This window comes from Tolypothrix sp. PCC 7601 (genome assembly GCF_025677855.1).
Classification (GTDB): Bacteria; Cyanobacteriota; Cyanobacteriia; order Cyanobacteriales; family Nostocaceae; genus Aulosira; species Aulosira diplosiphon.
This window is the reverse complement of sequence record NZ_CP064879.1, coordinates 8,917,650-8,939,085: the sequence shown is the minus strand read 5'-3', so window position 1 is coordinate 8,939,085 and position 21,436 is coordinate 8,917,650. Positions and strand designations below refer to the sequence as shown.

Genomic DNA, 21,436 nt, shown 5'->3' with positions numbered 1-21,436 from the left:
TGGAAATTAGTTTGTCATACAAAAAACTTCAGGAATTATTTTGCATTAATCATGAGTAATGTCAACCAGTTGTTACATCATTGGCTAATACAGTCTGTGTCTCAGGAAGCACTGGCTTGGTTAGAACAAAAGCAAATACAGATTGCTAACGGTGCGCCTGAGAGGATATTTTATACTTCTTTTAGTGCTGTACCGCGTTATCTGGGTAAAAAGAATTTACAGCTAACATCCCAGGACTTAGCAGCAGCTAATGAATTAGTTCCTGGCTGGTCGCCTGGTAATTGGACTGTAGATCAAGCTGGTAGAATACTTTTAGTTTTAGCTTTACCCCACGATCGCACTGAAGATTATCTGCGATCGCTCGATAAGGTTTTTAGTGTTGCGGATATGGGGGAGTTGATTTCCCTGTATCAAAGTCTACCTTTACTGCCGCATCCAGAGTTACATCGCCAACGTGCGGCGGAAGGGATTCGCAGTAACATGACTAATGTATTCCAGGCGATCGCACTTAACAACCCCTATCCAGCCAATTATTTAGATAATATTGCTTGGAATCAGATGGTGCTGAAGGCTTTATTTGTGGGTAGTCCTTTGCATCAAATTTGGGGTCTAGACCAACGTGCTAATTCTGAATTAGCAAGGATGTTGGTAAACTATGCCCATGAACGTTGGGCTGCTAAACGTCCAGTATCACCAGAATTGTGGCGGCCAGTAGGAAAATTTGCCGATAATGCAATCATTGCAGATTTAGCCAAAGTATTAGCAGAGGGCAGCATTGCCGAAAAACAAGCAGCAGCCTTAGCTTGTTCGCAATCCCCTTTATTAGAAGCACAAGCACTACTATCTCTTTATCCAGACTTGCACTCAGCCATTGCCGAAGGTGAACTTACTTGGAGTAATTTTAGCCGCGATCGCGTCACAGTCTGCAAATAAAAAGCTTCCCCCTAAAAAATATGGGCACAGGGTAGAGACGCGATGAATCGCGTCTCTGTTACGCCAAGTCTCAGTACAGCGATTAATACTGCGTTATTCATTTTGAATTAGGAATTTTGAACTATTTATGATGTTTATCGATCCCCACATTCATATGTGTTCCCGTACCACCTATGATTACCTGATCATGCGGGAACATGGTATTGTCGCAGTGATTGAGCCATCTTTCTGGTTGGGACAACTCCGCACAACTGCTGGTTCCTTTAAAGATTACTTTAGTAGCTTGGTTGGGTGGGAACGCTTTCGCGCCAGTCAATTTGGGATTCAACATTACTGTACTATCGGACTCAACCCCAAAGAAGCTAACAACGAAGCCTTAGCCGCAGAAGTGATGGAATTGCTACCACTGTTTGCTTGTAAAGAAGGTGTGGTGGCGATTGGGGAAATTGGCTATGACGACATGACAGAAGCAGAAGATAAATACTTTTGCGAACAATTAGCCCTAGCTAAAGAACTGGATATGCTGGTAATGATTCATACCCCTCATCGTAATAAAAAAGCAGGGGCTAGCCGCAGTATGGATCGTTGCATTGAATATGGACTAGATCCATCACAAGTAATTATTGACCACAACAACGAAGAAACCGTTGAAGAAGTTTTAAACCGAGGTTTTTGGGCAGCTTTCACAATTTACCCTAAAACTAAGATGGGTAACGCTAGGATGGCAGACATTGTTCGTCAATATGGAAGTAATCGCATCATTGTAGATAGTAGCGCCGATTGGGGTGTGAGCGATCCCTTAGCAGTTCCGAAAACAGCACAGTTAATGTTAGACACAGGAATACCGGAGAAACACGTACAAGCTGTTTGCTATGAAAATGCCCTAGCAGCTTACGGTCAAACAGGACAAATGAAAGCTTCAGACTGGCTAGATGCGCCATCTGCTGACCAGTGTCAAATGTTCAACGGGAACTCAGTATTGCGGGGACAAGAACCGGGGATTAAGTCTGTTGCAGATTATGTGTTGATTGAGTAGGGATTGGGGATTGGGATTGGGAGAAGAGGAAAATGAGGGGGATGAGGAAGAAGAGGGAGCAGAGGAAGCAGGGGTGCAGGGGAGAATAGCCATTACTCATTACTCATTACTCATTACTCATTACTCGTTACCAATTACCCATTACCAATTACCTAATGACAAACACCAAATAATTAAGGACTCACAAGTGAATATTGTTGCAAGTTTAAATTTACCCAAGTGGCGCGGGTATTTAGAGTTGATGCGCCCGGCGAATATTGTGACTGCTTGGGCTGATATTTTAGTTGGTTTTGCGGCCTGTGGTTCTGGGGTAATTTTTACTCAATTAATTAATGGACAAGCAACGGCTGATGGTTTAATTCCCTTAGCTTGGTTGTTGCTGGCTACAACGGGATTATATGGCGGTGGTATCGTTTTTAACGATGTTTTTGATGCCGAATTAGATCAGCAAGAACGCCCATCAAGAGCGATTCCTAGCGGACGTGTGTCTCGCGAGAATGCGGCTTTATTGGGGATGATATTATTTGCGATCGCAATTTTTGCGGCTGCTCAAGTATCTTTGTTGAGTGTCACCATTGCTATATTCATTACTTTCGCAGCGCTATTGTATGACTCTGTAGGGAAGCATCATCCCTTTTTTGGCCCTTTAAATATGGGTGTGTGCCGTGGTAGTAACTTGTTATTGGGTGTCAGTGCTTTACCTGCTATGGTTGGGGAACGCTGGTATTTAGCGCTCATTCCTGTACTTTACATTGCCGCTATCACCGCAATTAGTCAAGGCGAAGTTCACGGTGGTAAAAGAATTACGGGAATAGTAGCGTTAATTTTAATTGCAATAGTATTGACAGCAGTTTTAAGTTTAGGCTTTTTCGCAGAATATACAGTAATTGCAGCGTTACCATTCGCAGCTTTATTAGCGGTGCGAGTATTACCTAATTTTATCCAAGCTGCGCGTGAGCCAGTACCAGAAAAAATCCGCAATGCGGTGAAAGTTGGTGTGTTGTCTTTAATTATTTTAGATGCAACCATTGCAGCTGGTTTTACTGGTTTAACTTACGGTTTATTAGTATTAATTTTGCTACCAATTTCTATGTCATTCGCCAAAATGTTTGCTGTTACTTGAAGTTGCAGGAGTGTAGCAACGCACCACAAATAAATTAAAAATGCAAGGTGCGTTAGCCTACGGCGTAACACACCCTACGGAAAAAATATTTTTACATAACAATAAAGGTATTTATCTCATGAAAATTCCACGTGTAGGGTGTGTTGTCGCGCAGCGCAACGCACCGCAAATAAATTAAAGATGTTAAAACCTAGGTATTTGTATTATGAAAATTACCGCTAATAGCAACTTTCACCTAACTTATTGCTCAAATATCCATCCTGGTGAAAGTTGGGCAGAAGTTTTCGCCAATTTAAAAAAATATATTCCTGAACTCAAATCTCGTTTATCGCCTGAAGCAGCTTTTGGCATTGGTTTACGGTTAGCAGATACAGCCGCAAAGCAACTTTTAGCAGGTGAAAATTTAGCTCAGTTTCAAGCTTGGCTAACAGAAAAAGATTTATATGTTTTCACTTTAAATGGCTTTCCTTACGGAGGATTTCATCGCCAATTTGTTAAAGACCAAGTTTATGCACCAGATTGGTCAAATCAGGAACGAGTAGAGTATACATTAAATTTGACAGCAATTTTAGCGGCTTTATTACCTGATGGCTTAGATGGGGGAATTTCTACTTTACCTTTATCATATAAACCTTGGTGGTCAGATAAAGAAGAAAAAAAGGAGATAGTTTTCAAGACTAGCTGTCTGAATATTGCAGCAGTTGTTGCTGAAATGATGAGAATTCAGGAAACTACAGGTAAGTTATTGCACATTGATTTAGAACCTGAACCTGATGGGTTAATTGAAAATACTTCAGAAGTAATTGAATTTTATCAAAATTGGTTATTGCCTATAGCTGGTAATTATTTAGCTGAACAATTAGATATTGAGTATAGTTTAGCGGCAAGTAAATTGCTAGACCATGTAAGAATTTGCTATGACACTTGCCATTTTTCAGTAGAATATGAGCAACCTGAGTCTGTATTTGCACGCTTGGCATCAGCAGGAATTAAAATTGGCAAGATGCAAATTAGTGCTGCAATTCAAGTAAAGATACCATCTGAAGTTGAGCAACGCAGTTTAATAGTTGAGCGCTTACAACCTTTTGCTGAATCAACTTATTTGCACCAAGTCATAGAACGTCGTGCTGATGGAACGCTACATCATTATCCTGATTTAATGACGGCTTTACCGCAACTGCAGCAATCGCAAGCTGAAGAATGGCGCACTCATTTTCATGTGCCAATTTTCATTCGTGATTATCAAATTTTGCAGTCTACACAAGATGATATTGTGACAATTTTACATTTGTTGCAGCAAAATCATGCTTGTCAACATCTGGAGATTGAGACTTATACATGGGATGTATTGCCATCAGCAATGAAAATAGATTTGCTCACTTCTATTCAGCGAGAATATGAGTGGGTATTAACAAATTTTTCTGGTAATTAATAGGATATTAAATTTATGCAGAAAACAGTTGTTCTTAATGTTGTCGGCTTAACACCTAGTTTACTGGGAGAAAATACGCCATTTTTATCTGCTTGGGCTGCTAAAGGTCAAGTAGTACCAATTACGCCAGTATTACCTGCTGTAACTTGTTCTGTTCAAGCTACTTATTTAACGGGAAAATTACCTGATGAACATGGCATTGTTGCTAATGGTTGGTATTTTCGTGATGATTGTGAAATTAAATTCTGGCGACAGTCTAATAAATTAGTCCAGTCTCCTAAAATTTGGGAAATGGCTAAATCTATTGACCCTAATTTTACTTGTGCTAACCTTTTTTGGTGGTACAACATGTATTCTGCTGCAGATTATGCGATTACTCCGCGCCCCATGTATCCCGCAGATGGCAGAAAGTTACCTGATATTTATACATATCCTGCCAATATTCGTGAGTCAATTCAATCAGATTTAGGTCAGTTTCCACTGTTTAATTTTTGGGGGCCGAATACATCAATTATTTCTAGTCAATGGATTGCTAATTCTGCTCAGTGGGTTGAGGAACGCTATAGCCCGACATTAACATTAGTATATTTGCCACATTTAGATTATTGTTTACAAAAATTCGGTCAAGATAAACAGCAAATCCAAAAAGATTTACAAGAAATTGATGCTGTTTGTGGTGATTTAATTAATTATTATCAAGCCAGAAATACTCAAGTAATTATTCTTTCAGAATATGGCATTACCCCAGTATCTCAGGCGGTAGATTTGAACCGTATACTCAGGAAACATGGTTTAATTGCTGTTAGAGAAGAGTTAGGGCGAGAATTACTCGATCCAGGTGCTAGTATTGCTTTTGCTGTCGCTGATCATCAGGTAGCTCATGTATATGTTAACGATCCGGCGTATATTCCCAAAGTGCGCGATTTGCTAGAGTCAACTGCAGGGGTAGCGCAGGTATTGGATGAAGAAGGGAAAAAAGCTTACCATCTTAATCATCCTCGTTCTGGGGAGTTAGTTGCGATCGCACAATCTGATGCTTGGTTTACCTATTACTACTGGCTAGATGATGCTAAAGCACCTGATTTTGCTAGAACTGTGGATATTCACCGCAAGCCAGGTTACGATCCTGTAGAGCTTTTCCTTGATCCGCAGCTAAAATTTCCTCAACTCAAAATTGCTTCTAAGCTGTTGCAGAAAAAATTAGGTTTTCGCTACTTGATGGATGTCATTCCTGTTGATGCTTCTTTAGTGCGTGGTTCTCACGGTTGTGTGAGTACTTCTCCCAGCGAGGGGCCGATGTTTATTAGCCATCAAACTCACCTCATGAATGAAAACGTAATTCCTGCAACAGATGTTTGTTCTTTGATTCTCCAGCATTTAACAATGTAAATATCTTGTCAAACCTTTGCGTAGGGCTTCCCACAAGATACCTGAGGCTGGGGTATATGAGATGGTAATGTAAGTTTACGTTGCGGTAGTATTTTGGTGTAACGGTCAGTGAGAAATCGATTGAATTTTCTATCTAATTTTTTCAATAATCTTTTTAGCCGCTTATTCTCATTCCCGAAGCTAACTAAACGTACAAAAGGTTTAATAATTGTCGCTACTCTTCTCACACCTAATTTTTTGTATTTGGTTTGGAAATAGCCATCTTCGGATAAATTCCATTTGCTGCGGAGACGTTGTAAACTGCCTAAAGTCCAAGCATCACTCCACCGCAGCATATAAAAGTGTAAATCACTCCATTCTAGAGGAGGCCCTGGTACATAAGTTACTAAACTTTCAGGTTCAAAATAAATTTTACCACCTGCCTGTCTGACAGTCATACAAAAATCTAGGTGTTCTTTAGTGTTGAGCATCTCTTCATCTAAATAGCCGATTTCTGCAAATATTTCTGTACGAACTAAAGTGCAATGAAACTCTGCCAATTCGGTTTCCGTTCGCCGCAGTTGGGGAAGTAATTCTGGTACTTGATGACCTTGTTTATACATTTTCTCACGCAGATGTCTTCTGCCTTTAATATCAATGACAATGTGACTTTCTCCCCCGGCAAAATGTACTCTTTGATGTATAGGTTGCTTTTCGCACATTAAAGGGCCGACAACGGTTGCGCCTGTGGTTTCTGCACAATTAACTAAGGCTGCTAACCAACCAGGAGAAACGATGACATCATTATCAATGAATACTAAATATTTAGTATCTACATAGCTTAAACCGATATTTCGTGCATGGTTGGGAGAAAGATAATAATCTGTGCTAATTAAGGTAAAATTCTTTTCTTGTGCCTTGGTTTCTAAATATTGATGGACTTTATGTGGCGAATTTCCATCAACATAAACTAATTTAAAAGGAATAGTTGTATTTTCGTAAATGCTTTCTAATGATGCTTGCGTACAGCTAAAACGCTCACGGGGTACAACAACTAAAGTAACGATTGGTGATGGCATTGTTGATGACTCCTTTTGAATAATTAATATTGAGATGTAATTAATGACTTCTCTATCAGATTTTCTGTGGTTAATTCACCTTGTAAAAGCTGTTGATAAATGGCGACTAATTCATCATTTAGCTTATCCATGTCGTATTTTTCTTCTACACGCGCACGTCCAGCTTTACCCATTTTTACCCACAATTCTGGATGCTCAATTAAGTAGGATAATTTAGAGGCGATCGCATTTGCATCTCGTTCGGGAACCAAAAACCCCGAAACCCCATCTGCAACTAACTCTGGAATCCCGCCATGTAGCGTACTAATCACAGGTAAACCCATCGCCATCGCTTCTTTTAACGTATTCACTGGCGCATCTTGATTCCCATCTTTACCCGTGACGCTAGGCGCTACAAAAATATGGCATTGATTGAGAATTTCGACAATTTCTTTTTGCTGTTTCCAGCCTAATAATTTGACAATCTGCTGCAAATTTAATTCAGCAATTAGTTTTTGTAAATCTTCTTTTAATTCCCCATCCCCAATAATATTATATTCAAGATGAGGGTGATATTTAGCTACTTGAGCGATAGCTTTAATTACATATTCAATGCCTTTTTTCTCTACTAAACGTCCAGTAGTAGCAATGCGGATAATTCCATCGTGGGGAATTACACGTTCTTTAAAAAAGAATTTACTACAATCAATTCCTGAACCGTGGACATGAATTTTATTAGCATCACAACCCAAAGCAACTGCTTTATTTTTGAAAAATTCACAGTTAGCTAAAAAGAAATCTGTTTCTTGAAATAATTCCTGATAAACCTGTTCCCCCCATTTAGGGAGAAACTTGCTAATATCTGAACCGCGAAAGGTGGAAATTAATTTACCTTCAATTAAACCTAGCTGGCGAAACCACACACCAAATACGCCTAAGGTGCTAAATTGACAGTGAATGATGTCGTAAGATTTCTTTTCTAAAAATGGTAACGCTCGATAGAGCATTTTTAATGATTTGGCTTGGCTAACATAGCGAGAAGTATTAAGTAACTGGAGACAAACACCAGGATTTTTGTAAAAGTTGAGCAACAGTAAACTTAAACCTTTTACCCAGCGCCATAACTGATTATTTGGGCGAGAGTGAGCGTAAATTGTCCGTTCAATGAGATGATATTTTTCAACTGCTGGGTGTAATTTTGATAAATCTTGAGGAAAACCATCCAGAGAATAAATATCAACATCATGTCCCCGTTCTATTGTGCCAACAATTTGATTTAAAATAAACGGCTCAGATAGCACCGGGAAATGTGCTACAAAAAAGGCAACTTTCATAATTTTATATTAGATGTGAGTTAATTCTTTAGTTGGCTGTTGCAGATTTTGTGGCGGTAATTCTGGCTGCAGCATTTGTTGATAAATGGCGACTAATTCATCATTGAGCTTATTCATATCATATTTTTCTTCCACACGGGCACGTCCAGCTTTACCCATTTTTCCCCATAATTGTGGATGCTCAATTAAATAGGATAATTTAGAAGCGATCGCATCTGCATCTCGTTCGGGAACTAAAAAGCCAGAAACCCCATCTGCAACTAACTCTGGAATCCCGCCATGTAGGGTACTAATCACAGGTAAACCCATCGCCATCGCTTCTTTTAGGGTATTCACTGGCGCATCTTGATTCCCATCAGCAGCCGTTACACTCGGCGCAATAAAAATATGAGCATTATCGAGAATTTCGACAATCTCTTTTTGTTGTTTCCATCCCAACAATTTGACAATATGACCGATATTTAATTCAGCAATTAGTTGTTCAAAATGTGGCTTTAATTCCCCATCCCCAATAATTTGATATTCAATATGAGGGTGAATCTCAGCTATTTTCGCAACTGCACGAATCGCATATTCAATACCTTTCTTTTCTACCAATCTTCCCGTTGTCGCAATCTGCACTTTGCCATTGCTAGGAAAATAACGCGGTTTAAAAGCGAATTTTTTACAATCTAAACCAGAGCCATGCACCACCATTTTATCAGGATTACAGCCTAAATTAATGGCGCGATCGCCAAAAAATTTGCAGTTGGCTAAGAAAAATTCTCCTTCGCGAAACAGTTGATCATAAACATTTGCACCATTCTCCTGCACATACTTACTAATATCAATACCGCGAAAAGTCGTAATTAATTTACCAGAAATTATCCCCGCCTCCCGATACGCCAGGGCAATTGGTGATAAAGTACCAAATTGACAGTGAATAATATCATATTTACCATCTGCCAGAAACGGCACCAGGCGATAAAAGGTTTTTAAATTTGCCACCTCATAGTGATACTTTCCAGGTTGAAAAAACCGCAAACTTTTCCAAGAACCTCGATGCATATTTTGCAGTAGTAACCCAATACCTTGAAAAAATCGCCAAGTAATATTCTCAGGCACAAGCGGAGGAAAATAAGCACAATCCATCAACTTATATTCCTCAACAATGGGATGCATCTTCCCCGTATAATTTTTAGGTAATCCATTCACAGGATAAATATGTACCTCATGCCCCCGATCAATTAACCCCGTAATTTGATTTAAAATAAATGCCTCAGACAAAGCCGGAAATCGCCAAAGAATAAATGCTACCTTCATGATTAAACCTCCGCGCCCCTTAGCGTAAACCTCTGCGATACTTTGCGTTTAAAAACCCTCCTTCTCCCCTCCCTTTCCCAACTCAGATGATGATTCAAATTCATCGCCTCTAATTTTGCTGAACCTAACGAACCATCAGCAAAATTCAGTACACTTATCCCACAATTAGACTGTTGCCAACAATGATAAAACGCCGGACTTATCCCCAAAGCCGTGCTAATTAACGCCCGATTTGTTCCCCCATGCGCTATTACCAATAAAGTTTGCCCGAGATGTTTTGGTAACACTTCCTGCCAAAATTCCTGTACCCGTTGATATAAATCCAACGCCGGATAAAACTTAGTTTCCCCATCTATCTGTATGTAAAATTCATGAGGACGTTGTTTCCAAACTTGATAAGCTTCTGGGAAAGTTGCGCGTACATATGCAAATGCCAAACCTTGCCAAATTGGTAAATCATTTTCGCGTAATTTATCGCTGATCAAAATTTCCCTTGGCTGTACCGCCATAACTGCAAAAATTTCCTTAGCAGTTTCCCGCGCCCGTTTTAAAGAACTAATATAAGCAGCATCAAAGGCAATTTTTTGTAAAAACTTACCTGTAATTCTCGCATCCCTGCGCCCAATTGCTGTTAATACAGATTCATCACTACTTCCTTGATATAAACCCAAAGCATTAAATGTACTTTCTCCGTGGCGTAGCAAAATCACGCGAGTTCCGGTGGATTTTTCAAGTTTAAAATACATGATGGTTGACGGTTGACGGTTAACGGTTGACTGGAAAAAATAGATTTATAGTAAAAATTGGAAAACTCTTTTTCCCCTGCTTCCTGGCATTTATAGGGATGACACCGTATTATTTGGATCTACAATGCTTTGCATTCTATATAAAGTGGAGTAAAAACCACCTAACCTCAAGAGTTCTGCGTGGGTACCTTGTTCTAAAATGCTGCCATCTTCGATATAGAGAATCATATCTGCGTTCTCTACGGCTTTGAGGTTATGGGAAATAATAAAAGTTGTGCATCCTGCAGTTAATTTCGCCAGTGCAGCGTTGACGATATATTCGCTTTTTTTATCTAAACCTGTAGTGGGTTCATCTAGAATTACTATTGGTGCTTGACGAATAGCAGCACGTGCGATCGCAATTCTTTGTCTTTGTCCTCCTGATAGTGTACCACCGCGATCGCCCAAAATTGTATCGTAGCCTTGGGGCAATTTCATAATAAATTCATGGGCATTGGCTAACTTGGCGGCTTGTTCTACTTCTATATCCGTAGCCCCTAATTTACCGTAGGCAATATTTTCTCTAACAGTAACTGCAAATAACACACTATCTTGCAACACCACGCTAACTTGCTGCCGCAGAGAATTTAGAGTATATTCGCGGATATCTTGCCCATCAATTAAAATCCGCCCAATTTCTGGATCATAAAGCCGTAATATTAAACTCAGCAGCGTTGATTTACCACCACCAGAAGCCCCAACTATAGCGATTTGCTGTCCCGGTTGCACAATCAAATTAATATCTTTTAAAATATTTTTTCCTGTGTCGTAGCCAAAGAACACATTTTCAAACCTAACTGCACCAAAGAAAGGATGGGCTGGCTTCGCTTTGGGTAAATCTTGAACATGGGGTTCATAGTCCAAAATTTCTACCACTCTTTCCCCGGAAGCTGTCGCTTTGGCTATTTGTCCGATTTGGTTAGAAAGTTTTCGCAACGGTTCAAAAGCATTTCTTAAATAAGTCATAAATACTAACAATTCCCCTGGGCTAAGTTCCTTGTGTAACACCACATGAGAACCCCGCCACAACACCACAGCCACCACAATCGCCATCAAAATTTGTACAGCCCTTTCTAATGCGGCTGACAGTCTTAAAGATTCAATCGCTTCATCTAAACTCTTTTGGTTTTGGGCTGAAAAAATGCCATGCAATTTTTCTTGTAGAGATAGAACTTGCACAACTTTTATTGCACCCATAGTTTCCCCTGTGGTTGCGGCTAAAACACCTTCAGAATCACGATGTTTTTTAGCAAATTTACGAATCCGGCTAATCATGTTGCGGCTTAACAACATTAATAATGGGAAAATTGTCATAACTACTAATGCCAATTCCCAATTTAGCCAAAACATAATTCCCAACATCCCCACCAGAGAGACTGTATTGGTAAATAAAGGCAAAGCTGTTTTTACCGTAACAGTCCGCATCTTTTCAATATCAGCAGTCACACGGGCGATTAAATCGCCGCTTTTAGATTTTTGGTGAAAGGATAGAGAAAGATTTTGTAAATGATGAAAAATATCACCCCTTACCTGCGACAACACCCGCACTACAGCTAAAGACATGCCATAGGTGCTGAGGTATGCAGCTATGCTACCCACTCCCGCAATTACGACAATCGCTATTACGGAAAAAGTTAATAATAAAGCTGGACTAGATGTATAAGTTTCAGTAAAATTTGCTGAGTTATTGTGAGCAGGTATCAAAATATAATCAAAAACATATTTTAAAGGCCAAGGCTCAAGTAAGCGTAAGCCTGTTTCAATTAAGAGGACTAGAAAAGAACCAGCGATTAAAAGTTTTTGTTGATGAATATAAGGTGAGAATTTATCTAATATCCGCAAGATGCCGGGGATAACTCCTGTTAATTCTTTCTCTTTGGCACGTTGACCCATTAATTATGCCTCTTTATTAGTTATTTTGGAAATTTTGGCTTGTCAATCAATGTGTTTTAGACAGAATAATTAACCGCCGATACACGCCGATGCTATTGTCATCTAGCAACCGCAGAAATTTGCAAAAAGTCTTTGAGGAAACTAGCTGTGTTATCTGCACCTTGCAAATCAAATTTATCAGCACTATCCAAAAGTAAATTTCTATTTAAATTAGTAATAATTGTCTGTGATAAATGAGCATCTGTTAAAGCTTCTGGCAAAACATAATCAACAATTCCCAACTGTTGTAATTTTTGTGTTCTTACTAATTGTTCTTTATCTTCATTTTCATGACCAATTGGCACCACAATAGCCCGCACACCTGTACTCAAAATATTCATAGTTGTGTTATAACCACTTAAGCTGAGAGAAATATCTGCGCTTTGCATATAAGCTAATAGTTGTAACGTATATGTTTCTATCTGAATATTTTCTTGTTGTTCAGCAGCTTTGATTAACTGCTGCACCTTCGATTCTGCCATGAAGGGCCCGGTAAATATTTTGATAATATGTGGTATTCTTGTCTCTAAAATTGGGCTCGCTGCGATTACAGTTTCTAAAAGTTCATAGCCAATTCTCCCACCGCCAACACTTACTAAAATTTTAACAACTTCTGGATTTAACTCACCCCATAGTTGATGCTCATCAATATTCTTTGCTAGAGGTTGAGTAACAAATCCCGTATGAAAAATTTTAGATTTAATATCTCGATGTTTACTAAAGGTTTCAGAAAAAGTCTGAAAATTAGCATCAGCATGAAATAGCAGTAAATCAAAATAGCGATTCATTAAATAGCAAATAGTTTCCTCTTCCTCTGGAAGGCTTTCTTTGCCAATGACATCACGTAAACTGCAAACAATTTTAGTATCAGGACTGGTAAGTTTAATATGTTCAACAAAGGGCAGTAATTCAAACAATAGCTTGTGTCTGCCAAAGGGGAAAAATTCAGTAATTACACAATCAGGCTGGATGCGTTCAAATTCTGCAATCAACAGATTTTTTCTAATTTCCTGCACTGCTTCTACTGATTGGTAGCTATCATCAACGGTGAATTTACCATTCTCTAACCATAGTGCAGGTAATTTAATGACTTCTACTTGTGGTGGAATTTCAAAACCCATGATTTCTGGGCCGCCACAAATAAAATAAACTTGAAAATATTTGACTAAACTCCGCACTATTTCTGTGCTTCTGACTAAATGCCCCATACCACTAAGGTACTGGCAATAAAACAGGATTTTTTTCATAGTTAAATTGGCGTTCGCAGCTTGTTTGAGTTAATAGCAAAAAAATGTAATTTTTTACATTAGACAAACCATTCATGTTTAAACTTGGATTATTCACATCTGACAAATTTTCTAAAGCATTTTGTAATACTTCTGCTTGCAAATTATTGGGATTAATTACTTTGAATAAGCCTAATGCTGCCATTTTTTGAGCGCGAATTAATTGTTCTTGTGAAGGGTGACAGCGTGGTATAATCACCGCAGGTTTATTGGCAGATAAAATCTCACAAACTGTGTTATAACCAGCCATTGATACTATAGTGTCTGCTGCTTGGATATAACTCATTAAATCATCTGTAAATTCTCTAACTGTGACTTGCGGATTATGGTTTGCAGCCTGAATTATCAGTTGCTTTTGGCTGACAGGCATTTCTGGGCCATAAATGATTAAACTTTTGTAGAGGTTTGCTTCAGGTAATAAGTTAATCGCCGCCAGATAAGTATCAACCAATTCGTAACCATCTTCACCACCACCAGGAGTTACTAAAATTAAACGTTCCTGTGGAGATAGTTGCAATTCTTCTCTAATATGTGTTGGTGTTTTTAATCCAGGTTTGCGCTTAATATAGCCACAATAACGAGCTTTTTTAGCAATAATTGCAGAAAAATTGTATTCTTTTACAGTATCAAAAACTTTTGGTGTGCCGACTATTAAAACTTGATGATAATACTTTTCGATGGCGGTGTAATAGCCATGTTTTTGCCAATCATTAATAGTAACTTCTGGAGAATCTAGAATATCGCGCAGTAAAAGTACTAGCTTGGTTGTAGGTAGTTTTTGATGAAAATAATTAATGGTGTCAGCTAACTCGTTTTTCACACCGTAGGGTTTTTTATCTACGAGAAATAAATCTGGTTGAAAGGTAATTGCAGATGAGAGAATTAATTGCGATCGCAATCTTACTGTCTCTTCAATACCCATCCCCAAATACTTGACTGCAACTTCCCCAGTTGCACCTCTATTTAAGCAAGGTAGCTTGATATAATCTAACCCTTTAGGTAAGCGAAACCCTTGCAGCATCGGCGAACCAGATAGCAATAAAATAGATAGTTGAGGTATTTCAGCTAGTAAATGTTCGCAAATCGCCAACATTCTGCGGATGTTACCCAGTCCGTATGCGTCATGGGAATATACCAGCATTCGCATAGTTTTTACCAAGAATTGGGATTATTTATGCCTGAAACATCGCTTGGATGTTCTCTTGCTGATACACATAATTACTTTGTTAGATGAATTCTTAATGAAGGTTTTATGAGAAGGTTCTCATCAAACCTTCATTAAGATGACTTCATCACTCATGAGGTTTGTTGATTGTTGACTGTTGATTGTTGACTGTTGACTGTTGATTGTTGATTGTTGACTGTTGACTGTTGATTGTTGATTGTTGACTGTTGATTGTTGATTGTTGACTGTTGATTGTTGACTGTTGACTGTTGACTGTTGACTGTTGACAGTCAATATCTTAATCCTCATATAAATCTAGTTGGGGATTACCGCTACTATCAAAATATAGTTCTTCTTCGATTTCGCCATCGGTAATATCGACTTCATAGAATAAGCCTTGAGGCGTAATCTCGATTTCGTATTTTGTGATTTTAAATTGAGGACGTTCTTGCTTGATGCGCTTTAAGACAACAGCAGGAAAATCTTTAGCTTGCACATAGTATTCAGTTTCTAACCATTTTCCTGTTTCAGAAAACTCGGCTTCATATTTAATATTATTTTGAATAAAATTTGCCTCGTAACCATAGTGAGTTTTTTGCCAAGTGCGCGGAACATCAGCATACTTGGCTTGAAAAGCTGCTTCTACAGATGGAGGAATTATAATAGCTTGTTGATGATTGTGTAATTGATGACAAGCTACTAATAATGTACTACTAACACTGGCAATAATTGATTTGATAAATATCCCGTTCACTACATAATTACTTTTTGTCTTGAGGTAATTCTAGGGGTAAGATAATGGTAAATTTAGCTCCTGCTCCTAGCTGACTTTCGAGAGTTACTCTTCCGCCATGCGCTTCTGCGATCGCTTGGACAATAGATAAACCTAGCCCAGCACCTTCAGAACGACGACGACTGTTTGCAGCACGAGCAAAACGCTGAAAAATTCTCTTTTGATCAGCTGGTGCAATACCTTCGCCAGTATCACGCACCCAAAAGCTTACTTTACCTTGGTGAATCATTGAACCCAGGAAAATTGTATCAGTATTGTTTGTGTGTTGCGTAGCATTTTGTGCCAAATTTATCACAGCCTGAGTCAAACGTTGACGGTCTGCGATAATTTTACCTTTACCTGTAGCTTGCAGTTGCCAATTGCGATCGCCTATGGTGGGGCGTAGTCCATCACCTAAAGCTTTAAGTTTGGTAAATAATTCTTCTGTGAAGCTTTGAACATCAACTGTTTCTAAGAGTAAGAAGTCGGGACGCTCTGCTTTTGTCAGTAAAATTAAGTCATTGACAAAGCGATTCATCCGTTCTAGTTCATCCATAACTAAAGCTACAGTCTCTTGAACTTCTTGCGGATCGTTACCCATTAATTCCAAATGACCACGAATAATCGTAATCGGTGTTCGCAATTCATGTCCAGCATCATCAATAAAATTTTGCTGACTGATGAAAGCGGCTTGTAACCTATCCATCATTTCGTTAAAGGTAGCTGCTAATTCTGCTAATTCTCCATCACCATTAATATTAATTCGTTGATTTAAATCTGTTTCGCTAATTTGGCGAGCCGTTTGCGTCAGCAACCGCAATGGTGCGAGAATCTTTCCAGAAGCAAACCAAGCTAAAATTAACGCTAAAAATAGCACTCCTATACTCACTTGAATAATCACGGCTACAGCTTCTAAAACCTCTCCACGTTCCCCAGCCGTAGCGTGAGCAATTACAAACACACCCAGAACTTCGCCGTCAATTTTTACAGGTTGTGCTAAATAAATGATAGTATCAACGCTACTACTAGGAATGACTTTTTCTCCTTGCTCTGGTTTTGTTAAACCTGCCCAGTACCTGATAATTTTGGAATCTCGACTTAATTCTTTTGGTCTAGCTCTGGGACTAGATTTATAAAATTTTCCCTTCCATAACATAATCAGAAAGGTGTCATCTTCTGGTAGCTGATTTACCAAAAATGCATCTAAAAATTCTCTTAATTCTTCCGTTGTTTTTGGCTGCTTCAATAGGCGATTATCAGATTCTCTCAACCGATTAATAGTTTCCGGTTCTTCATCAAAGAGAGTATCTTCCGGAATTTTACTGCTACCATTAATTAATTGATTAAATATTTGCATTTTCTCAGTTATTTGCCCATGCACCCGACTATTAATCCTTGCATATAAAACTTGACGAAATGCTGGCACAAAAACCACAAAAATCAAGCCAAAAATTAATGCATACCACAAAAGAATCCGGGTACGCGTAGCCCAAAAGAAACCTCTACCACGTTTGGTATTTGTTGTCTCTACTGATTGTTGTGCTTTTTTATTTATCCACATTAATTAAGTAGCTCAGTGTTAAAAATGAGGGAGATGAGGGGGATGAGGCAATACTGCTCGGTTAAGGATTTTCAACTCTTAATTTGGTTTGGGGAAAAGGTGAAAGGGTAAGGGTTAAAGGTTTTTCTTGCCCCTTTTCCCCTTCGCCTTTTGCCCTTAACCGACAAGTATTAGGGGATGAGGGGGATGAGGAAGAAAGAATCAATACTAAATTACCAATTACCCATGCCCCATGCCCATTAATTTAATTCCTCAACCGATAACCCATCCCCCTTACAGTTTCTATTAAATCGCTACCTAATTTTTTACGTAAATAACCCACATAAACATCAACAATATTAGAACCAGGATCGTAATCGTAACCCCAGACTCTATCTAACAATTGTTCGCGACTTAAAACTTGCCCAGGATGGCGAAAGAAAGTTTCTGCTAAAGTAAATTCTCGTGCTGGTAAGTCTACTGTATTTTTACCTACTTTTACTTTACGCGATCGCAAATCTAAAGCGACATCCCCGACTTTGAGTAGCATCTCTTCTCTGGTTGCAGTGCTACCACTGTTACGCAACCTAGCTTTTACCCGTACTAATAATTCTTCAAACCGGAAAGGCTTGGTTACATAGTCATCTGCACCCGCCTCAAACCCTGCAACTTTATCTTTGATATCATCACGTGCGGTTAAAATAATTACTGGTAAGGTTTCACCCTGTCCTCGTAGTTCTTCTAATATCTCCAAACCATCTTTACCAGGAAGCCCTAAATCCAAAATTATCAAGTCAAAACTGCTACTTAATGCCATATTAGTAGCGGCGTGGGCATCACCTGCTACAGTCGTGATAAAACCATGAGAACGTAGTCCCTTCTCTATAAAAGCTGCTATGCGGGGTTCATCTTCAACGATGAGAATACGATTCATGGGATGCAACCTCGTTCGTGGTTCTTAAAAGAAGACAACCATCTAAGCAAAACCTGTTCCCAATTTACTTTTTAATGGGTTATGTCGCAAAAAATCTCACTATGAGACAAGACCTGTTGCAATAATTTTAGTATTCATAAATTTTGCTGAAGTAATTACATAAAAATCTAAGCAGTTATCGCAAAATAGACCTCAATTGCGGTTTCGGACACTACAATTGCTCTTTCGGATACTACAATTGCTGCTTTTGATACTACAATTGCTACTTTTGATACTACAATTGCTGCTTTTGATACTACAATTGCTGCTTTTGATACTACAATTGCTGCTTTTGATACTACAATTGCTGCTTTTGATACTACAATTGCTGCTTTTGATACTACAATTGCTACTTTTGATACTACAATTGCTGCTTTTGATACTACAATTGCTGCTTTTGATACTACAATTGCTATTTTCGAGAACTCATTTGCAAATTGTAGAGTGAACTCCTCAAGGAGGCGGCTTGTCTGTACCTATGTTCCTTCTCTAGAGAAATTAACAAAGAAACAATATAATCATCTCTCCCAAAATCCAAAATTGGTATAAGCTGGTACGAAGTTGAATAGCAAAGAATAGCGCCTTATGTCAATTATTGCGCTCAGAGCATGGTATATACAAGATTATGAGCCGATCGCGGAACTAGAAAAGCGTCAGCCAGACATTCGCCTCAGTAAAAAAAGTTTACTGCGATCGGGTTTACGTGCGGATTTTTTGGAAGACAGTGACGATGTCAAGCAGTCAACTTGGTTTGGGCGCTATTTAGAAGGCGAAAATATTGAATTTTATATTGAAGGTAGCGGTGGCTATGCGGTAGCCAATATTGACTTGATTAGTCATGAAATCTATTTCACCAAACAAGCGCTGTTAGCACAGTTAGATCCGACAATTTTTTTATGCTATCAAACCGAGTATGCCGACGCGAGTGAGGCTTTGCGCGCTGGGTTGCAAACTAGTCTAGAAAATTTGAATAAGCGATCGCGTCTACCTTTAACTTTAGTAGAATCCTACCGTCCAAGTAACGGCCCCTTACGCCTTTCTACTGGTATTCTGCGAAAAATCCGCAAAAGTTTATTGTTTATTGCAGATACTACACCCATTGCTAACATCGCTGGTAAAGAAACTACACAACTAATCCCCAGCCCCAATGTCTGTATTGAACTTGGCTATGCGATGCAAAGTAAGCGTTCAGAACAAATTTTACTAGCACAAATGCAACGCCCAGATTTAGAAGGCGAGTTTCCTTTCGATTTACCAAAACAGCAAATTCTGCAATTTCAAGATGGTAAAGAACTGAATAAAGTTCTTACAGTCGCGATTACAGCCCAGTTAGCAAGATTTAAGTTGTTTTTTTAATGAAGTCAACGGATTTTAGATTTTGGATTTTGGATTTTGGATTGTTTTTGATTAACCAAAAAATCTAAAATTGATTTACTCAAGAGCCAAAATTAATTAATCATCTCCCCAATTACCAATTACCAAATTTTCTGCAAATTTAAGATAAATCCCGGTAATACATCTTCTCCAAAAACAGTCAAAGGTGCTTTGAAAATCTCTACTGGTTGTTGAGGACGATAAATTTCTAACTCTTGTTGTTTACGATTAATCAAAAAACCTAACCGACAGCCATTAGCAAGATATTCTTGCATTTTTTCTTGAACTTTTTGCAGTCTATCTGATGGTGAAAGTATTTCAATAACAAAATCAGGACATAGAGGAATAAATTTTTCTCTTTGTTCTGGAGTCAAAGCATTCCAGCGACTTTTTTCTACCCAAGACACATCAGGAGAACGATCAGCACCATTTGGTAATGTAAATCCTGTAGAAGAGTCAAACACTTCTCCTAGTTGATTTTGTTCGTTCCATTGTGCTACTTGCAATATTAAATTAACATTGCGTTTCCCTGTTTCTCCTCCTGTAGGTGGCATGATAATTAATTCTCCTTCACCATTACGTTCTAACTTCAAATCGGGGTTATCTTGACATAGTTGATAAAACTCTTCTGAAGTTAGTTTAATTACAGAATCGAGCTTTAATGTAAGTGATGTCACGTCGCTTTGCTCCTAGTTCAAAATTTAAAATTCTCAATTTACTCCATGATTGCCATATTATTTCTATTTCTATGGGATGATGACCGATTAAAAACAGAAGGAGTACATTAATTCGGGATGTTGTTATGCACTGGATTTATATAGAGTTTGGTGATGAGCCAAACCTTTTTTTTATTTAAAATGAAGGTGCAGGGGAATATAGAGTTGTCGAGCGAGTTCTGGGAATCGGTCACGATCCGCAACGATGAAAAAACCCCATTCCCCATTTTCGTGATAACCCATGCCAAAGCGGAAGGCTTGCTCTCGTCGGTTGAGTCTGTCCATTAACTGATTGAAGTGATTAATTACTGCCTCGACATCCATCCAAGTGCCACTGCAATCTGCTAGAAACTGATACGTTTCGCCATTGAGCATGTACTGCACAACCCAATGGGAATCCTGATCGCTGAAGATGCCAATTCCTTCGGCGCGTTGATCGGAGATTAAGTATTTCACCGTTGTTCCGTCATGATTTCGTATGGAGAGTTCAGTTGTTTCGCTCACATCCTTAAACCGCTCTTCTGTTTCGATACCTTGTGAAATGCTGTTCAAAGAAATGGGAGGAATTGCTGAGGTAGCAAGATCCCTGAAAAGCTCATCATGCCGAGGTTCAAAACCTATATCACGCAGATTTGCGAAGGCCACCCGTGGCCCAAATAGTTCAAAAATAATGCTGATATGGTCATCCAGTATAAAGGCTGGGTTCTGAATCCACGAGTTGATTTTTTCGATAGACTCTGGTGGTAATTGCTCAACAATTCCAGCTTCTTGCAGCATTTGCGAAACATGAGTAGCCGTATGTCCCTCTTCATGCCATATAAACATAAGATGATGCCAGGGATGCGATCGCGCTAATGTTTCTGGTCTTCTACAACCATATTTCAGTAGTGTGTAGGCTAGAAAGTGTGCAGCATAGTCAGTGGAATGATCCACTAAAGCTTCTCTCAAAGCATCGACAAGATCTTGGTCTGCTGTCCAGGTACCATGCTTGTAAATTTCTTCGCTATGTTCTTTGTACGCGCGATTTGAAAGCTCTATGCACACCTCATAAACGCGGGAAACTTCATCATTTTCATCTCGAAAATGCTGTCGGTCATACCATCCAAGCAATTTGAAAAGCTCTTTGGTACTGGGTTTAAAATCGTTGGGCATTGGTCAGTGTTGCCTTCTGTCGGGAGTTAAGCCTACTATACATACCTTCAAAAAAGTGACTGGTATTGGCTGATTTTAACGCAGGAACCACTTTTTTGACTTTACCATCGCTTTTGGATGTCAGATAGATTTCGCCGCCCTTTTTAATGAAATGA

The 21,436-nt window shown here is 38.9% G+C and carries 19 protein-coding genes; 6 read left to right on the top strand and 13 right to left on the bottom strand.

Annotated features, from left to right (window positions below; genetic code table 11):
• Nucleotides 1-51 precede the first annotated feature (51 nt).
• The 5 genes from HG267_RS36230 (at nt 52) to HG267_RS36210 (ending at nt 5,913) form a co-directional block, all read left to right on the top strand.
• Nucleotides 52-933, top strand: coding sequence for an EboA family metabolite traffic protein (locus tag HG267_RS36230; RefSeq protein ID WP_045873980.1), 882 nt, complete (start codon nt 52-54; stop codon nt 931-933).
• Nucleotides 934-1,060: 127 nt separating this feature from the next.
• The gene (locus HG267_RS36225) at nt 1,061-1,969 is read left to right on the top strand and encodes a TatD family hydrolase (protein ID WP_071989474.1); all 909 of its coding nucleotides are present in this window, start codon (nt 1,061-1,063) and stop codon (nt 1,967-1,969) included.
• Between the two features lie 16 nt (nt 1,970-1,985).
• Nucleotides 1,986-3,092 (top strand): UbiA-like protein EboC, encoded by a 1,107-nt coding sequence (eboC, locus tag HG267_RS36220; RefSeq protein ID WP_317891622.1) that lies wholly within the window; start codon nt 1,986-1,988, stop codon nt 3,090-3,092.
• Between the two features lie 205 nt (nt 3,093-3,297).
• Nucleotides 3,298-4,524 (top strand): metabolite traffic protein EboE, encoded by a 1,227-nt coding sequence (gene eboE, locus HG267_RS36215; RefSeq protein ID WP_096621662.1) that lies wholly within the window; start codon nt 3,298-3,300, stop codon nt 4,522-4,524.
• A gap of 15 nt (nt 4,525-4,539) precedes the next feature.
• A complete protein-coding gene (locus HG267_RS36210) occupies nt 4,540-5,913 on the top strand; it encodes an alkaline phosphatase family protein (RefSeq protein ID WP_045873885.1) in 1,374 nt (457 codons plus the stop codon).
• Between the two features lie 8 nt (nt 5,914-5,921).
• Here the strand turns inward: HG267_RS36210 and HG267_RS36205 are convergent, their stop codons facing one another.
• From HG267_RS36205 to HG267_RS36155, 11 genes are all read right to left on the bottom strand, one after another.
• Nucleotides 5,922-6,971, bottom strand: a complete 1,050-nt coding sequence (locus HG267_RS36205; protein WP_045873886.1) for a glycosyltransferase family 2 protein — start codon at nt 6,969-6,971, stop codon at nt 5,922-5,924.
• Between the two features lie 23 nt (nt 6,972-6,994).
• Entirely contained in the window at nt 6,995-8,284 is a 1,290-nt protein-coding gene (locus HG267_RS36200) for a glycosyltransferase (protein ID WP_045873887.1), read from the bottom strand.
• A 9-nt stretch (nt 8,285-8,293) separates the two neighbouring features.
• Nucleotides 8,294-9,586 (bottom strand): colanic acid biosynthesis glycosyltransferase WcaL, encoded by a 1,293-nt coding sequence (locus HG267_RS36195; RefSeq protein WP_045873888.1) that lies wholly within the window; start codon nt 9,584-9,586, stop codon nt 8,294-8,296.
• A 2-nt stretch (nt 9,587-9,588) separates the two neighbouring features.
• A complete protein-coding gene (locus tag HG267_RS36190; RefSeq protein WP_052335400.1) occupies nt 9,589-10,332 on the bottom strand; it encodes a histidine phosphatase family protein in 744 nt (247 codons plus the stop codon).
• A gap of 90 nt (nt 10,333-10,422) precedes the next feature.
• A complete protein-coding gene (locus HG267_RS36185) occupies nt 10,423-12,264 on the bottom strand; it encodes an ABC transporter ATP-binding protein (protein WP_045873889.1) in 1,842 nt (613 codons plus the stop codon).
• A 98-nt stretch (nt 12,265-12,362) separates the two neighbouring features.
• Nucleotides 12,363-13,550, bottom strand: coding sequence for a glycosyltransferase family protein (locus tag HG267_RS36180; protein WP_045873890.1), 1,188 nt, complete (start codon nt 13,548-13,550; stop codon nt 12,363-12,365).
• On the bottom strand, nt 13,516-14,736 hold the full coding sequence (locus HG267_RS36175; RefSeq protein ID WP_045873891.1) for a glycosyltransferase family protein: 1,221 nt from the start codon (nt 14,734-14,736) through the stop codon (nt 13,516-13,518). The genes HG267_RS36180 and HG267_RS36175 overlap by 35 nt, the downstream gene beginning before the upstream one ends.
• 120 nt (nt 14,737-14,856) lie before the next feature.
• Nucleotides 14,857-15,063: a hypothetical protein gene (locus HG267_RS36170; protein WP_052335401.1), complete on the bottom strand. Its 207-nt coding sequence runs from the start codon at nt 15,061-15,063 to the stop codon at nt 14,857-14,859.
• Nucleotides 15,053-15,508, bottom strand: coding sequence for a PepSY-like domain-containing protein (locus tag HG267_RS36165; RefSeq protein ID WP_096621664.1), 456 nt, complete (start codon nt 15,506-15,508; stop codon nt 15,053-15,055). The genes HG267_RS36170 and HG267_RS36165 overlap by 11 nt, the downstream gene beginning before the upstream one ends.
• 7 nt (nt 15,509-15,515) lie before the next feature.
• Nucleotides 15,516-17,087, bottom strand: a complete 1,572-nt coding sequence (locus HG267_RS36160) for a sensor histidine kinase (RefSeq protein WP_045873892.1) — start codon at nt 17,085-17,087, stop codon at nt 15,516-15,518.
• A gap of 244 nt (nt 17,088-17,331) precedes the next feature.
• Complete coding sequence (locus HG267_RS36155; RefSeq protein ID WP_045873893.1) at nt 17,332-18,000, bottom strand: response regulator transcription factor; 669 nt, start codon at nt 17,998-18,000, stop codon at nt 17,332-17,334.
• 624 nt (nt 18,001-18,624) lie between these two features.
• On the opposite strand from HG267_RS36155, the gene HG267_RS36150 reads away from it, so the two are divergent.
• Nucleotides 18,625-19,395, top strand: coding sequence for a hypothetical protein (locus HG267_RS36150; protein ID WP_045873894.1), 771 nt, complete (start codon nt 18,625-18,627; stop codon nt 19,393-19,395).
• Nucleotides 19,396-19,514: 119 nt separating this feature from the next.
• On the opposite strand, the gene HG267_RS36145 is transcribed toward HG267_RS36150, so the two are convergent.
• On the bottom strand, nt 19,515-20,090 hold the full coding sequence (locus tag HG267_RS36145; protein ID WP_045873895.1) for a Uma2 family endonuclease: 576 nt from the start codon (nt 20,088-20,090) through the stop codon (nt 19,515-19,517).
• A gap of 171 nt (nt 20,091-20,261) precedes the next feature.
• Nucleotides 20,262-21,281 carry a hypothetical protein gene (locus HG267_RS36140; RefSeq protein ID WP_045873896.1) on the bottom strand — a complete coding sequence of 340 codons (1,020 nt, stop codon included), beginning with the start codon at nt 21,279-21,281 and terminating at the stop codon, nt 20,262-20,264.
• Nucleotides 21,282-21,436: the final 155 nt, after the last annotated feature.

Bases quoted from the DNA above. Each gene is read 5' to 3' on its own strand.
- HG267_RS36185 (WP_045873889.1), bottom strand. From the start codon at position 12,264: ATGGGTCAACGTGCCAAAGAGAAAGAATTAACAGGAGTTATCCCCGGC.
- eboE (WP_096621662.1), top strand. From the start codon at position 3,298: ATGAAAATTACCGCTAATAGCAACTTTCACCTAACTTATTGCTCAAAT.
- HG267_RS36210 (WP_045873885.1), top strand. From the start codon at position 4,540: ATGCAGAAAACAGTTGTTCTTAATGTTGTCGGCTTAACACCTAGTTTA.
- HG267_RS36200 (WP_045873887.1), bottom strand. From the start codon at position 8,284: ATGAAAGTTGCCTTTTTTGTAGCACATTTCCCGGTGCTATCTGAGCCG.
- HG267_RS36180 (WP_045873890.1), bottom strand. From the start codon at position 13,550: ATGAAAAAAATCCTGTTTTATTGCCAGTACCTTAGTGGTATGGGGCAT.
- HG267_RS36230 (WP_045873980.1), top strand. From the start codon at position 52: ATGAGTAATGTCAACCAGTTGTTACATCATTGGCTAATACAGTCTGTG.
- HG267_RS36175 (WP_045873891.1), bottom strand. From the start codon at position 14,736: ATGCGAATGCTGGTATATTCCCATGACGCATACGGACTGGGTAACATC.
- HG267_RS36195 (WP_045873888.1), bottom strand. From the start codon at position 9,586: ATGAAGGTAGCATTTATTCTTTGGCGATTTCCGGCTTTGTCTGAGGCA.
- HG267_RS36150 (WP_045873894.1), top strand. From the start codon at position 18,625: ATGTCAATTATTGCGCTCAGAGCATGGTATATACAAGATTATGAGCCG.
- HG267_RS36170 (WP_052335401.1), bottom strand. From the start codon at position 15,063: ATGAGGATTAAGATATTGACTGTCAACAGTCAACAGTCAACAGTCAAC.
- HG267_RS36225 (WP_071989474.1), top strand. From the start codon at position 1,061: ATGATGTTTATCGATCCCCACATTCATATGTGTTCCCGTACCACCTAT.
- HG267_RS36205 (WP_045873886.1), bottom strand. From the start codon at position 6,971: ATGCCATCACCAATCGTTACTTTAGTTGTTGTACCCCGTGAGCGTTTT.
- HG267_RS36155 (WP_045873893.1), bottom strand. From the start codon at position 18,000: ATGAATCGTATTCTCATCGTTGAAGATGAACCCCGCATAGCAGCTTTT.
- HG267_RS36160 (WP_045873892.1), bottom strand. From the start codon at position 17,087: ATGTGGATAAATAAAAAAGCACAACAATCAGTAGAGACAACAAATACC.
- HG267_RS36190 (WP_052335400.1), bottom strand. From the start codon at position 10,332: ATGTATTTTAAACTTGAAAAATCCACCGGAACTCGCGTGATTTTGCTA.
- HG267_RS36140 (WP_045873896.1), bottom strand. From the start codon at position 21,281: ATGCCCAACGATTTTAAACCCAGTACCAAAGAGCTTTTCAAATTGCTT.